The 14,865-nt window shown below is 44.2% G+C and carries 14 protein-coding genes; 9 read left to right on the plus strand and 5 right to left on the minus strand.

Translation table 11 applies throughout. The features are described 5' to 3' along the window. Positions 1-1,172 (plus strand): AAA family ATPase (locus H6F63_RS07490; protein ID WP_190636228.1); only part of this gene is annotated, 1,172 nt, incomplete at its 5' end. Positions 1,173-1,369: 197 nt separating this feature from the next. On the opposite strand, the gene H6F63_RS07495 is transcribed toward H6F63_RS07490, so the two are convergent. Further along, the gene (locus tag H6F63_RS07495; protein WP_190636230.1) at positions 1,370-2,095 is read right to left on the minus strand and encodes a M23 family metallopeptidase; all 726 of its coding nucleotides are present in this window, start codon (positions 2,093-2,095) and stop codon (positions 1,370-1,372) included. 194 nt (positions 2,096-2,289) lie between these two features. Between H6F63_RS07495 and H6F63_RS07500 the strand changes: the two genes are divergently transcribed. After that, positions 2,290-2,673 (plus strand): hypothetical protein, encoded by a 384-nt coding sequence (locus H6F63_RS07500; protein ID WP_190425789.1) that lies wholly within the window; start codon positions 2,290-2,292, stop codon positions 2,671-2,673. A gap of 15 nt (positions 2,674-2,688) precedes the next feature. Here the strand turns inward: H6F63_RS07500 and H6F63_RS07505 are convergent, their stop codons facing one another. Continuing rightward, entirely contained in the window at positions 2,689-3,969 is a 1,281-nt protein-coding gene (locus H6F63_RS07505) for a lipid-A-disaccharide synthase (RefSeq protein WP_190636324.1), read from the minus strand. Between the two features lie 578 nt (positions 3,970-4,547). Here H6F63_RS07505 and H6F63_RS07510 point away from each other — a divergent pair. The 3 genes from H6F63_RS07510 to H6F63_RS07520 all read left to right on the plus strand — a co-directional run bounded on the left by H6F63_RS07510 (position 4,548) and on the right by H6F63_RS07520 (position 10,177). After that, positions 4,548-8,522 (plus strand): magnesium chelatase subunit H, encoded by a 3,975-nt coding sequence (locus H6F63_RS07510; protein WP_190636232.1) that lies wholly within the window; start codon positions 4,548-4,550, stop codon positions 8,520-8,522. Between the two features lie 85 nt (positions 8,523-8,607). Then, entirely contained in the window at positions 8,608-9,183 is a 576-nt protein-coding gene (locus tag H6F63_RS07515) for a Uma2 family endonuclease (protein WP_190636234.1), read from the plus strand. Positions 9,184-9,223: 40 nt separating this feature from the next. Next, a complete protein-coding gene (locus H6F63_RS07520; protein WP_190636236.1) occupies positions 9,224-10,177 on the plus strand; it encodes a DUF3578 domain-containing protein in 954 nt (317 codons plus the stop codon). 118 nt (positions 10,178-10,295) lie between these two features. On the opposite strand, the gene H6F63_RS07525 is transcribed toward H6F63_RS07520, so the two are convergent. From H6F63_RS07525 to H6F63_RS07535, 3 genes are read right to left on the minus strand one after another with little or no spacing between them, the layout of a single operon-like run. Further along, a complete protein-coding gene (locus tag H6F63_RS07525) occupies positions 10,296-10,685 on the minus strand; it encodes a type II toxin-antitoxin system VapC family toxin (RefSeq protein WP_190636238.1) in 390 nt (129 codons plus the stop codon). Further along, positions 10,678-10,908: a hypothetical protein gene (locus H6F63_RS07530; RefSeq protein WP_190425855.1), complete on the minus strand. Its 231-nt coding sequence runs from the start codon at positions 10,906-10,908 to the stop codon at positions 10,678-10,680. The genes H6F63_RS07525 and H6F63_RS07530 overlap by 8 nt, the downstream gene beginning before the upstream one ends. Then, entirely contained in the window at positions 10,875-11,135 is a 261-nt protein-coding gene (locus H6F63_RS07535) for a hypothetical protein (RefSeq protein WP_190636240.1), read from the minus strand. The genes H6F63_RS07530 and H6F63_RS07535 overlap by 34 nt, the downstream gene beginning before the upstream one ends. On the opposite strand from H6F63_RS07535, the gene H6F63_RS07540 reads away from it, so the two are divergent. The 4 genes from H6F63_RS07540 (at position 11,124) to H6F63_RS07555 (ending at position 14,863) form a co-directional block, all read left to right on the plus strand. After that, positions 11,124-11,912 carry a class I SAM-dependent methyltransferase gene (locus H6F63_RS07540; RefSeq protein WP_190636242.1) on the plus strand — a complete coding sequence of 263 codons (789 nt, stop codon included), beginning with the start codon at positions 11,124-11,126 and terminating at the stop codon, positions 11,910-11,912. The two genes, H6F63_RS07535 and H6F63_RS07540, sit on opposite strands and share 12 nt — an antisense overlap. A 23-nt stretch (positions 11,913-11,935) precedes the next feature. Continuing rightward, positions 11,936-12,520 carry a hypothetical protein gene (locus H6F63_RS07545; protein WP_190636244.1) on the plus strand — a complete coding sequence of 195 codons (585 nt, stop codon included), beginning with the start codon at positions 11,936-11,938 and terminating at the stop codon, positions 12,518-12,520. Then, positions 12,511-12,858, plus strand: a complete 348-nt coding sequence (locus H6F63_RS07550; protein ID WP_190636246.1) for a hypothetical protein — start codon at positions 12,511-12,513, stop codon at positions 12,856-12,858. The genes H6F63_RS07545 and H6F63_RS07550 overlap by 10 nt, the downstream gene beginning before the upstream one ends. Positions 12,859-12,925: 67 nt before the next feature. After that, positions 12,926-14,863 carry a hypothetical protein gene (locus H6F63_RS07555; protein WP_190636247.1) on the plus strand — a complete coding sequence of 646 codons (1,938 nt, stop codon included), beginning with the start codon at positions 12,926-12,928 and terminating at the stop codon, positions 14,861-14,863. Positions 14,864-14,865: the final 2 nt, after the last annotated feature.

Below are 14,865 nucleotides of genomic sequence, written 5' to 3' on the forward strand. Positions count from 1 at the left end.
TGTTTGTCGGCGTTGGTGCATCCCGCGTCCGCGACTTGTTTAAAAAAGCCAAGGAAAACGCTCCTTGTCTGATCTTCATCGATGAAATTGACGCTGTAGGACGGCAACGTGGCACAGGTATCGGCGGCGGTAACGACGAGAGGGAACAAACCCTTAACCAGTTGCTGACCGAAATGGACGGCTTTGAAGGCAACACTGGGATTATTATTATTGCTGCCACCAACCGTCCCGATGTACTAGATTCGGCATTACTGCGTCCGGGACGCTTTGACCGCCAAGTAATAGTAGACTACCCGGATCTGAAAGGACGACGGGAAATTTTGGATGTACACGCGCGTAACAAAAAAATCGCTCCGGAAGTATCCTTAGAAGCGATCGCTCGTCGTACCCCTGGTTTCACAGGTGCTGACTTAGCCAACCTGCTCAACGAAGCCGCAATTCTAACAGCTCGTCGCCGGAAAGATGCCGTTTCAGAGTTAGAAATCAACGATGCCATAGACCGGGTGGTAGCTGGCATGGAACGAACCCCCTTGGTAGACGGCAGGAAGAAGCGCCTGATTGCTTATCATGAGGTTGGTCACGCGATCGTCGGCACCCTGAGTCCCCACCACAACCCCTTAGAGAAAGTCACCATACTGCCTCGCGGACAAGCTTTGGGCCTAACTTGGTTTACTCCTGCCGAGGAGATAGGTTTGGATTCCAAATCTCAAATTCTCTCCAGCATTACTGCTACCTTAGGCGGGAGAGCAGCAGAGGAAATCATCTTTGGCAACGATGAAGTAACTACTGGAGCCGGTAACGACCTGGAGAAGGTGACAGAACGAGCGCGACAGATGGTGACACGGTTTGGAATGTCCGAGCTTGGGCCTGTGGCACTAGAAAGCCCGAATGGGGAAGTATTTTTAGGTCGAGATTGGGGGAACCGCAGCGAGTATTCGGAGGAGATTGCTGCTCGGATTGATGGTCACGTCCGTTCAATTGTTGACCATTGCTACAAAGAAGCTTGCCGGATAATTCTGGAAAACCGTGCCTTGATAGATATGCTCGTGGATCTGCTGTTAGACCACGAAACCATCGAAGGCGATCGCTTCCGTCAGATTGTTGATGAATACATCCAAAAGCCTAAGAAAGAGCTAGTGCTTCCCTCCACTCCCTTAAAAGAGAGCGTGTAGAAAAAAAGTTCTCTTTTAATCTATTTCTCTTTCGCAGTTGAGTCTAATACACAGCCAACCCCTTCCCTTTCCTTCAAGGGAAGGGGCTAATTTTAAAGCCTCTCCCGTGAAAAGATTTTTCCTTTTCCCTCTCCTCTGAGGATAGGGTTAGGGACACGCCAAAACTGTAGTACCGCATCCACGTGAGAGCCGCTTAACTAATCTATGGTGCGTCGCCCTTGAGAGCTACCCCAAGACGGCTGTCCTGTAGATGGCTGAGAGAAACCCTGAGCAAATTGCTGAGTGGTGCCTGGTTGTTGAGAGTACATAGCTCGGAGAACCTGGGCAGGATCTACATAGTTATTAGCGTACTTTAAGCCCCAATGCAGGTGGGGGCCAGTGGTACGCCCAGTCATACCTATACGACCAATCCGCGCCCCTGCGGGGAGCTGTTGACCTTGCCAAATTATGATGCCGCCGCCACGATCAATTACATAACGGTTGCCATTGGCAGTTCCTACACTTCCTTTCAGGTGACAGTAGACGTGCTGCCATTGCCCAGATTGGATCTTAATTAAGGTGCCGCAGGCGGTATGGTCTGAGACTTCCACGACGTAACCTGCCCACCAATTGCGGATGTAGCTGCCTTCTGGCCCAGCAATGTCTAAACCGCGATGAAATTCCCAGCCAGAAGCGTCAGTGGGAGAACGGCGGTAGCCAAAGCCAGAAGTGTAGCCTTTAAAATTTTCGACGGGGAAAGATGCACCTTGCCAACTACTGCGAGTTAATAGTGAATTTGTTCTAATTTCCCTCGCCTCAACTTTCTCCTCCTGAAGTTCTACTGCTGGCATTAACCCGATTAAACTCAGCCCTAGAAAAAGTAGAAGAAATATGGGACGCAGAAAGCGGTTTTGGAGATTTGGTGGCGTTGGCGCTTGCTGCATTAATTCGCTCCTCGACTGCTTAAATAAGTTACACACAACGGTGTATTTTGCCAAAAAAAATCAAAGATCGTGGTGTATTTTACTCTAGATTGCAGCTCTGTCAAGCCTCCCAGTAGAGGGGTATTAGCTATTTCGCGAGATTCTTTAATTTTGTTAAAATTCCTAAAAGTGAAAAATATAATGCTTTAAAACTCATGCTGACTGAAATTTTACCTTTTAGATTCGCTCTCGATGCGACTGCGATCGCTGGTGCCTCTTTATGGTCGTTAGCTTTATATCTAGGTTTCTCTCCAGCCAGTGAATGGGTTGCAGAACAACTGAATCGCTGGTTTAACTTTGCTGAGCGATCGCTATACACTTCTAATGAGGAATTTGAAAGAACTCGTAAGGGTAGAGAATCACAAAACGCTTTTTATGCTTCCATTTTCAGCATTGTACCTTTTTTAATTGTTGGTGCTGCCTGCAATTACGGTGTAGAAATTGGTTTAGGACGCAGCTGGGCAATTAGTATGGGAATACTAGCTTGTATGAGTTGTGGGGTTTATGAACTAGGTCGAAGAGATGGGAAATCTTCTTAAAATAGGGAGCCGTTATTAACCTATAACTCCTAGCTCTTGACAAACTAAAGTTGCTAGTTTTTCCGCAGCCCCAGGTTGACCGCGAAGACTTTTGAGGCGATCGCGCATTTGTTGTAATTTTTCCGGATGGTTAAGATAATCTAAAGCGAGTGCTGCCACCTCTGTTGCTTGCAGTCTGCCGACCAATTCTGGCACTACCTGCGATTTCGCCCAGAGATTAGGCCAAGCATATAAACGTCCTTGTTTCATGACTTGTTTCATTATTATCCAGTTGATCGCTTTGGCAAAACTGGAACCTAATACTGGCAAGTTGGCGAGTAACCCAGGCAAACCATCCCAGCTTCGCATGGCATCAAGTTGTTGAGTTGGCAGTAAGACGATCATTGGTACTGCTAAGGCACCGAGTTCAGCAGTGTTGGCTCCCACGGTGGTAAAACATAGTGAACATTGGGATAATAATTCGTAAGCAGGCGATCGCGTCCACAATTGCACCCTCAATCCAGCCTCTGTCTTGAAATACGGCAACTCTGGCCGTTCCGGTACGATAAGCTTCGCTGAAGAACCTTTCACCAGTTCAATTACTGGATTTTGCTGTTTGTCAGCAAATCTAGATAAAGTTGACAAATCTAAAGTAGGAGCAACAGGAATTACAAACTGAGTTTGGGGACGTTGCTTGTGGATGTTTTCTGCGATCGCTAAACACAAAGGCACACCTTGAGCTAGTTTAGCCGCTTTCGATCCCGGAAGTAATCCGATAAGTTCCGGACTGAGTAAAAATGAGGCAGTATAAGAGTCTTCTTTGCCTTCTTGAGATACGTCTGCCATTAAATCCCCAACAACGGTAAATTTATCGGCATATTTTTGAGGTACTTTGGCGATAATCTCTGGTTTCATCGCACCAAACTTGTCAATCCACCCCTGCCAACGTGCTTCCCATTCCGCATAGACAACGGTACGATAATTTAAGCGTTTGCCAATCGCTACGGCAAAAAATTGATCGCCTCCTAAAAAGACTACTACACCGCGATCTCGCCATTCCCAATTTTCGGCAGTCTTTCCCCAAAGCAAAAACTTTAAAAAATGATCTGCTCCCTGTACGCGGTCTACTTCTGGATATGAGAGTGCGATCGCTGGTTCTTTTCCGGTAGCATGAGTACAAGGCGACAACACAACAGAAATCCGCACCTTTTCTCGGTCGTCTCCCAACTGTTCTCTTAAACGTCGCACAACTGGACGCACCCAGGTTGCCAACTCCCCAGGCCCATTTGAGAGAATCAAAATATCAACGGGTTGCACCGATTGCTTTCCTGCTGATGAGTTAAATATCAAAGCCAACCCTTTAATTATATTTTCAATTTTAAACTATAATTATTGCTTTTTTGAGCTTAATAAACTAAGAACATCAAATATCTATAAATCCGATACAATAGCTGTTTTTTATATTTATATTTACATCCTAAGCAAAACATTAAACTATCAAAATGCTTAAGGGCTATTTATATTAATTTTAAATTTTTCAGCTTCATATTTATAAACCTATTCTTTCCAGGGTAAAAACACCCAATAAGAGTGACTTTGCCCGGAGAAAGCAGGAATGATTTTAGATATATGTAGATTTATTTTACCATGATGGAGCAAATACTCGCATTTATATAAACTAATGTAAATAAAGTTGGCTTTTTTTTTATCAAATTGTGTCAATAGAGAGCCAAAAGTCCCACAGTGTAAGCATCTTCTGCTAAAAATGCTGATGTGCCTACTTTTAGCAATTAACGATTTTGCGACTGGGAGGGGAGTATTGCCTATCCTGCCCTAGAGCTAAAAGATCGAGCATTCCTGAAGAAGAGAACACTGTATCATTGGAGCCTAAGCGAATGTTCACTCACGTCAAGTCCACCATTCGCCACATTTCCCCGGACAACCTGAGGGGGCGATCGCTACTCAAGGTGGTCTATGTCGTGCTAGAGCCACAGTACCAGAGTGCCATCTCAGGAGCGGTTCGCTCAATTAACAAGAACCACCCCGACTTAGCGGTTGAAATCAGCGGATATCTGCTGGAAGAACTGCGAGATCCTGAGAACTACGAGGGTTTTAAGCAAGATGTCGCTGCGGCGAATATCTTTATCGCTTCGTTAATCTTTATAGAAGACTTAGCCGATAAAGTTGTAGCGGCGGTGGAACCCCACCGAGACAACCTTGATGTTGCCGTAGTATTTCCCTCAATGCCGCAAGTGATGCGCCTGAACAAGATGGGCAGCTTCTCGATGGCGCAGCTGGGACAATCGAAGAGTGCGATCGCGCAATTCATGCGAAAGCGCAAGGAAAAATCCGGCAGCGGCTTCCAAGATGGGATGCTGAAGCTACTGCAAACTCTGCCCAAAGTCCTGAAATACCTGCCAATGGACAAAGCGCAGGATGCCAGAAACTTCATGCTTAGCTTCCAATATTGGCTAGGCGGTTCTCAGGAAAACCTGGAGAACTTCCTGCTGATGCTGGCGGATAAATACGTTTACAAAGGTGAGCAAAAGCTGAAGTTTCAGGAACCAGTAACCTATCCTGACATGGGCATCTGGCATCCTCTGGCACCACAAATGTTTGAGGATGTCAAGGAGTATCTTAACTGGCACAGCAGCCGCAGGGATATATCCAACGATATCAAAGATCCTTTGGCACCCTGTGTTGGCTTAGTGCTGCAACGCACCCACCTGGTCACAGGCGATGATGCCCATTATGTGGCAATGGTGCAGGAACTAGAAGCGATGGGCGCACGGGTAATTCCCGTTTTTGCTGGAGGTTTAGATTTTGCCAAGCCAATTGAGGCTTATTTCTACGATCCATCTGCCAAGACACCCCAGGCAATAGTAGATACGGTGATATCTCTTACCGGGTTTGCTCTCGTGGGTGGCCCCGCTAGACAAGATCACCCAAAAGCCATTGATGCGCTAAAAAAATTGAATCGTCCCTACATGGTGGCTTTGCCCTTAGTCTTCCAAACTACGGAAGAATGGGAAGATAGCGACTTAGGACTGCATCCAATTCAAGTAGCGTTGCAGATTGCGATTCCGGAACTGGATGGAGCGATTGAACCGATTATATTATCGGGAAGGGATGGAGCGACTGGGAAAGCGATCGCACTCCAAGACCGAATTGAAGCGATCGCTCAACGCGCTTTAAAATGGGCTAACCTGCGCCGCAAGCCAAAACTTGGTAAGAAAATTGCTATCACCGTTTTCAGCTTCCCACCGGATAAAGGCAACGTCGGTACTGCTGCTTACCTAGATGTATTTGGTTCAATTTACGAGGTGATGAAAGCCCTCAAGCAGAACGGCTACGACTTGCCAGAATTGCCAGATTCAGCAATGGCGTTGATGCAAGAAGTTATCCACGATGCTCAAGCACAGTACGCCAGTCCTGAGCTTAACATTGCCTATCGGATGTCAGTACCGGAGTATGAAGAACTCACACCCTACTCGCAACGCCTAGAAGAGAACTGGGGGGCACCTCCCGGACATCTCAATAGCGACGGGCAGAATTTGCTAATTTACGGCAAACACTTCGGCAATGTCTTTATCGGCGTTCAGCCTACTTTTGGCTATGAAGGCGATCCGATGCGGTTGCTGTTCTCCCGTTCTGCCAGCCCCCATCACGGTTTTGCTGCCTACTACACCTATCTGGAACGTATTTGGGAAGCTGACGCAGTGCTGCACTTCGGCACGCACGGATCGTTGGAATTCATGCCCGGTAAGCAGATGGGAATGTCTGGCGACTGTTACCCAGATAACCTGATTGGTTCTATTCCCAATCTTTACTACTATGCGGCGAATAATCCCAGCGAGGCCACAATTGCCAAGCGTCGCAGCTATGCCGAAACGATTAGTTATCTGACACCACCAGCAGAAAATGCGGGATTGTACAAGGGTTTGAAGGAATTAAGCGAGTTAATCGCCTCCTACCAAACTCTCAAAGATACAGGGCGAGGCGTGCAAATTGTCAACACCATCGTAGACAAGTGCCGTTTGGTGAATCTGGATAAGGATATCTCCTTGCCAGAGAAAGATGCTAACGACATGACCGCCGAGGAACGGGATACCTTAATTGGTTTGGTGTATCGTAGGCTGATGGAGATTGAATCGCGGCTGTTGCCCTGTGGCTTGCACGTCGTTGGGAAACCGCCGAGTGCAGAGGAAGCGATCGCTACCCTGGTCAACATCGCCTCTCTCGACCGTGCCGAAGAAGAAATCTTGAGTCTTCCCCGCATCATCGCCAACAGCATCGGACGCAACATTGACGACATCTACAAAAACAACGATCAAGGTGTCTTAGAAGATGTCCAGTTATTGCAGGATATCACCCTAGCCACCCGTGCCGCAGTTTCCGCCCTCGTCAAAGAACAAACCGACGCTGATGGTCGCGTTTCCCTCGTTTCCAAGCTGAATTTCTTCAACATGGGCAGAAAGCAGCCTTGGATTGAAACATTGCACGCAGCAGGATATCCCAAAATTGACGAAGCACAAATCAAGCCTTTGTTTGAATATCTGGAATTCTGCCTCCAGCAAGTTTGTGCCGACAACGAACTGGGTGCATTACTCAAAGGCTTAGAAGGGGAATACATCCTTCCGGGGCCAGGTGGCGATCCCATCCGCAACCCGGATGTCCTGCCTACTGGCAAAAACATCCACGCCCTCGACCCCCAATCTATCCCCACCGCAGCCGCAGTCAAATCCGCCAAAGTCGTTGTAGACCGACTTCTAGAACGGCAACGCGCGGAAACGGGTGCCTATCCCGAAACCATTGCCTGCGTCCTCTGGGGAACGGACAACATCAAAACCTACGGGGAATCCCTCGCCCAAATTATGTGGATGGTCGGCGTTAAACCCGTGCCAGATGCTTTAGGACGAGTCAATAAACTGGAACTGATTCCCCTGGCTGAACTCGGTCGTCCCCGCGTTGATGTGGTAATCAACTGTTCTGGTGTCTTCCGCGACTTGTTCATCAACCAGATGAATTTACTCGACCAAGCAGTGAAGATGGCAGCAGAAGCCGACGAACCGCTATCGATGAACTTTGTCCGCAAACACGCCTTACTACAGGCGGAGGAAATGGGCATCAACCTGCGCCAAGCGGCGACTCGCGTTTTTTCTAATGCCTCCGGTTCTTATTCTTCTAATATCAACCTGGCAGTAGAAAACAGCACTTGGGAAAGCGAATCTGAGTTACAAGATATGTACCTCAGCCGCAAATCCTTCGCCTTCACCTCCGATAGCCCAGGCACAATGGAACAGTCGCGTCAGATTTTTGAAACGGCCCTGAAAACCGCTGAAGTGACGTTCCAAAACCTCGACTCTTCCGAGATTAGTCTCACGGATGTTTCCCACTACTTCGACTCTGACCCCACTAAGGTTGTCGCCAGTCTGCGCGGCGATGGCAAAACGCCAGCATCCTACATTGCTGACACCACCACCGCCAACGCCCAAGTCCGCACGCTATCGGAAACCGTTCGCTTAGATGCCCGTACCAAACTACTAAATCCCAAGTGGTACGAAGGGATGCTAAGTCACGGTTACGAGGGTGTCCGCGAACTCTCAAAGCGCTTGGTAAATACGATGGGTTGGTCTGCAACAGCTGGCGCTGTCGATAACTGGATTTACGAGGATACAAATACCACGTTTATCCAAGATGAAGAGATGCGGAAGCGGTTGATGAACCTCAATCCTCACTCTTTCCGAAAAGTTGTCGCCACCTTACTCGAAGTAAATGGTCGCGGTTACTGGGAAACCAGCGAAAGCAACTTGCAAATGCTACGCGAATTGTATCAGGAGGTCGAAGACCGGATTGAAGGAATAGAATAGTCGGTAACTGAAACTCATGTAGAGACGAGATTAATCTCGTCTCTACATGAGTTAAATAATCCAAAATATAAACCCCAGCATTGGTATGACTGCCCTAACCGTCAACTTTAACCCCATTATTAAGCTGACAGATGAGCAATTTTTTCAGCTTTGTCAGGTAAATGAAAATCTAAGGTTTGAACGCACGGCTACAGGGGAATTAATCATTATGTCACCTGCTGGGGGAGAAACAGGAAATCGAAATGGTAGACTGACGCAGCAATTATTTAATTGGGCAAATACGAATAATTTAGGTATTGCCTTCGATTCTTCCACAGGTTTTAAACTCCCTAATGGTGCAGATCGTTCCCCTGATGCAGCTTGGCTGAAATTGGAACGTTGGGAGACGTTAACATCTGAGCAAAAAGAGAAATTTATCCCCTTTTGTCCTGATTTTGTCATTGAGTTACTTTCACCGAGTGATACTTTGAAAGTAGCTCAAGAGAAAATTAAAGAATACCGAAACAATGGCACTATTTTGGGTTTGTTAATTAACCGCAAATCCAAGCAAGTAGAAATTTATCGCCAAGGTCAAGAAGTTGAAGTGCTGCAATCTCCTACTACGTTCTCAGGAGAAAAGGTTCTCCCCGGATTTGTCTTAAATCTTGAACCAATCTGGTAACAACTAGCATAAATGAAATCTAGCTGAGGAATTAGTGCGAATGCTAGAAAACATAATTGAGAGAGTTTTATCGAACTACCCAATCGTTAGTAAAGAAAATTTTAAAAAACATTTGTTTGCTAGTTATCTAAGAAATGATGTACCAGTTTCGTTAGATACTTATCTAAAGCTTCCAGATATTTATAGCATCGAAGCATCCCCCGGAAATGGTTCATGGGCAAATATTCCTTGGATTGCTATTTTCAACAAGCTCGTCACAGAAAGTGTAAGGTTTGGATTTTTCGTTGTCTACCTTTTTCGTGCTGATTTTTCTGGTGTCTACCTATCGCTTATTCAAGGTACAGCATCTCAGAAAGAGATTTACGGACTCGGACGTTCAAGAGAAGTTTTGCGAAATCAAGCCAAGATATTTAGAAGGATGATCTTGACAAAAATTGATATAAATATTTATGAGAAAATTGATCTTAAGCTTGAGGCAATTCCTAAAGAAACCACTGCTAGACGATTAGGACAAGCTTATGAAGCAGGTAATATTATAGCTACTTATTATTCCAGAGATGCGTTACCATCATCTCAAAAAATGCTTGAAGATTTATTGAAATTTATTAATATATATGAAGAATTAGTTGAAAATCAACCTTTTGAGGCTCCGGGAAGTGATCCCTATTCTGAAGAAGTTTGGCTGGAAGACTTAACAAAGTATAGGATTCATCGAAGAGTAGAGAGAAATCAAGCTCTGTGTAAGAGAGCAAAAGAAATACATGGATATATATGCAAGGCTTGCAGATTCGATTTTGAAACTCACTACGGAGAAATTGGAAGAAACTATATAGAGGCTCATCATATTGTTCCAATTTCAAGTTTAGAAAAAACTAAAGTTCAGCTAGATCCATCAAAAGATTTCACTGTTTTATGCTCTAACTGTCACCGCATGATTCACCGAATAAAACCTACCCCAAGTTTAGAAGAGTTCAAAGCAATAATCAGAATATAAAGAAGACTCTTAAGCGATCGCATTTATCTTTCCCAAAGCGCGATCGCATCCATCTTGCCAAGCCTGCGATCGCATCCTCTTTTCCAAAATGCGATCGCTTCTACTAACATAGCGCTCGCTAACTATCAAATGGATTCAACACAATCAATCCATTGATGCGCTGAAAATCTTTAACATTGCGAGTTACTAACGTACAACCCTCAACCAAGGCGCAAGCTGCTATTAAAGCATCTCCTAATTTAGTACGATAATGACGACGGATTTGAGCAGCACCATCTAAAACTGATTCAGTTAGCGATACACATCTGAGACTCCGCAAAAATTCTCGCATTTCTAACGCTTCAGTGTCGCTCAATGTAGGGTAACAGAGTAACTCTACCCAAGTAATGGGACAGTAAAATCCTGTAGCATCGCTCCTTTCAATTTCGTCAAAGATATATTTTACAGCTAACTCGCCTTTAAAGAAGCCAATGATAATGTTAGTATCCAGTAGATATTTACTACTCATCCCATTCTGATCTGAGTTGCAACTGGAATTCTAGAGAATCAATGCGCTCAGGTAAAAATCCAAACCATCGGTCAAAGTTTTTCCCTGGCGATTTTTGGCTGCTAGTCTGATGCTCTGATATTGCTCGCTGATGAATTAGTGCTGCCAATTCTTCTAACAGCCGTAGTTGTTCTTCAGCACTGAGGTTTTCTACCTGATGGCGTACCTCGTTATAAGTAGACATAGACTTTCTTCTGTAACTCTCGCGTCCTGATTCCAATATACACAGAGTGCGATCGCATCTGCCAAAATAGCGATCGCATTTATCTTTCCCAAAATGCGATCATATCCACATTTGCGAGAGTGCGATCGCATCCACATTTGCGAGAGTGCGATCGCAAGTTGAATAGAGCATGGTAGAGTATTTATTTCTATATAAGCACAGCAGCTAGTCTCAATATGAGTAGGCAAGATTCACAAACTACATTTCAGAACCAGTGGAATGCAGAACTCTACGATCGTAAACATTCTTTTGTCTCGCAGTTAGGATCAGATGTGGTAGAAATACTGTCTCCCAAATATGGGGAATGTATTCTCGATATCGGCTGTGGAACAGGTCATTTATCCGAAAAAATTACAACTTTTGGCGCTAAAGTAGTTGGCATTGATAGTGCAGCCACGATGATTGAGCAGGCACAAAAAAACTATCCTAGTTTACAGTTTGAGGTAATAGATGCAACTAATCTACAATTTACCGAACAGTTTGATGCTGTATTTTCAAATGCGGCACTTCATTGGATAAAAGAGCCTGAAAAAGTTGTGTCTGGTATTTATCAAGCGTTAAAACCAAAAGGGCGTTTTGTCGCTGAATTTGGTGGGAAGGGAAATGTTAAAGCAATCGTTACAGCCCTCTATAATGCCCTTCAAGCTGCTGGTTATCCTGTCGAGGAAGCTCTCAATCCTTGGTATTTTCCCAGTATTGGGGAATATGGTGCTTTACTAGAAGAACATAGTTTAGAGTTAACTTTCGCCACCCTGTTTGACCGTCCAACACCATTAGATGATGGAGAACAAGGGATGCAAAATTGGATAAAAATGTTTGCAAATAACATTTTGACTGCATTTCCTGCTGACCAACAAATGAGCATTATTGCTGATATTGAAAAGCAGTTGCGTCCAACACTGTATAAAAATGGCACTTGGTTTGCAGATTACAGACGAATTCGAGTAATTGCCATTAAATATTAACTCGTTTTAGCTTCAATTAAGCGATGGCGCTACCTTGGTGTATCTCCCCCAAGCGTGCGATCGCGCACATTTTCCCCAGCATGCGATCGCATTTCCCGAATTGGAGCTATATTAAGCGAATACCCAAATTGCTTAATTTAAAATTAAATTATATGAAAATTCTCAACTATATCAGTTTGTTGGTGCGGCGAACTTTACCGGAAGTCTACAACACTTATCACGGGTACCAAAAGCTTAAACTTCCTGAAAACATCCAACGCATTAACAATCTAATCATTCAAAAATACGGTTTGGTTGTTCAAAGTGGCCCTTTTGCTGGCATGGTTCATGTAGGACGCAAGGGAGGCGCAGCATTAGTACCAACGCTTATAGGTTGTTACGAAGAAGAATTGCATGAAATTTTAGGCTCTGTAATTCAAACAAACTACGACAATATTATCAATGTTGGTAGTGGCGAAGGTTACTATGCAATTGGATTTGCTTTAAAGATACCTACCGCCAAGATTTATGCTTTCGAGATTAACCCCATTGCTCGGCGAATGTCTAAGGAAATGGCACGAGCTAATGGTGTTTTTGACCGTATATTTTTTGCTGGAGAATGGATATAAAAGCATTGAATGAGACAATAGATAAAAAATCGCTAGTATTTATGGATTGTGAAGGCGGTGAAGTTGATTTACTACAACCGGATCTGGCACCTAATCTTAGATACAGCGACGTGTTAGTTGAATTACACGACTTTTTAAACCCAACCATTTCAGAAACTATTATGTCCCGCTTTAAAGAAACTCATGATATCACGTTAGTAAGTAGTACAAAGCGCGAGCCGGAAGCATATGCAGCTATTAGCTTCCTCAATGAAGAAGACCGTCAAATTACTGTTAGCGAGTTTCGTCCAGCAGTAATGCAGTGGGCGTTTATGACTGCTAAATCTTATCAAAAATAAGAGTATATTCAGCAACACAAAGATAAATTATGCCAAAATCATTACAGCTAAATAGTCTTTGTTGCTGATGAAACGGTTCACAATTTTTTGCTACGCAGCGGCAGCATCCGTACTGGCTCTATTGGTATTGGCTTGTCGCGATCGCACTATTCCCGTATCCAGTGCCAATACACCTAGTCCAGATACTTTAAGCTTACTTCAGGCGGAGCCGCCCCCTGCAAAGGCATTTAAAAACCAGTGGACACCTGAACTCGAAAAAGAATTTCAGCAACGAGCTAAAGAAGTTATTAAGTATTACGCAGGCAAAAAATATGGCAACACCTATGGAGAGAATGAAAAAGCGTCTTATCCTAATGCCATGTTTGACCTTTTGGATGGAAATCGGGAGAAAGCAATCGCATTTCTTGAAAATGAAGATAACCAAGCCAAAGATAACGCCCACACCGAAGGGATTGACTATTACTATTCTTTCACTCTCAAAGGACAAATTCGCAAATACTTCTTCTTCGGTAAATTCCTAGATCCTGCCTACAAACAACGAATGTTTTTAGGTGCAAAAAAGTGGACGCAGCAAGATCCCAATGGTCGTCCTCACCCGATTTATGGGAAAGGCCGTGGCGGTGACGGTTGGGGGCCAGAGGTGCGCGGTAGCTGGGTGGATGGACGCAATACAGATAATCTCAGAGCGATGCGAGAAACATCCGTTTATCTGATGGCGGAGGAAACTGGAAATGAAGATGTGCGACAGCTATATAAAAAGAGAATTCAGCGGTATGTTTGGGCGCTTTATCATATTGGCATGGGCGAGTGGGATTCGGAAAATTATCACGGTCATACCTTAGCTGCCTATCTTAATCTTTACGATTTTGCTAAAGATCCAGAAGTAAAAATGTTAGGTAAAGCAGCTTTAGATTGGCTTTGTGCTGCGGGGGCATTGAAGTATTACCACGGCGGTTTCGGGGGGCCATCTAAACGAGATTATGGTAATAGTAATGTAGTTTACGGTTCATCTGCTGCACGTTTGCTATGGCTATATTTCGGGGATAATTCCCTACCTAATCCTAAACCTGAACGCGATTCAATTCACGTATTTACTAGCAGTTACCGTCCTCCATTGGCAGTTGTGGCATTAGCCAGAAAACAGTTTAAAAAGCCGATTGAATTACTTAGTACCAAGCCAGTTTATGAAAATTGGAAACCTGGAGGTGAAGATAAACCTGGTTATTGGGAAACAACATTTTTCGGGAATACTTATCAACTGGGTAGTGTTGTTGCAGAGTTTAGCGATGGTGATGTTGGAACTTTCAAATTGATGGCTGAAAATTCTCAGCATGGGGTGGATTATTTTGTAGCCAATACTGGTAGCGACAGGCTAAAGCCTGGAAAAAAGAAAGGCGATCAAATAGGACAATACCGCAATCTTTTGATTTGGCTACGCCCAGCCTCAAACCAACCCTTTTATTTTCAGATTCCTAAAACTGCCGTATCAGAAATTGAAGATGGAATTTGGTTCTTTAAGTTTGAAAAGACTTGGCTGGCTGTTCATCCCATAAACCTAAATAGTTACACAAAAATTGCTATTAAAGGAAAAAAGCTTGAGGAACTATACCACGATGAAGTAATGCTGAAAGCAACACCCAAAGATAATCAATATGCTGGATTTACGCTGGAAGTGGGAGATAAAACTACAACCAGTTATGCTAGTTTTAAAGAATCTGTGAAGAAAAAAAGTAAGTTGAACGTGAGCCAGATAGCATCTGGTACAGTACAGCTAAAAGGAGTTAATGGCAATAATCTTAAAATAACTCATAATTATCAAAATGAGTTGCCAACTATTGTTCGCAATGGTGTCAAGTATGACTGGTTTAAAAATTATGATTTATACAAAGTAACTGAAGAGAATAACCTTATTTCTCTAGGCTGGAAACAAGGTAAAATGCGGGTAGAAGCTGGCGGTTTAGTGTTTGAACAGACGGTTTCAAGTGATGGAAAGGTGAGTTTTTAAAC

The sequence above is a fragment of the Trichocoleus sp. FACHB-40 genome (assembly GCF_014695915.1).
GTDB lineage: Bacteria > Cyanobacteriota > Cyanobacteriia > Cyanobacteriales > FACHB-T130 > Funiculus > Funiculus sociatus.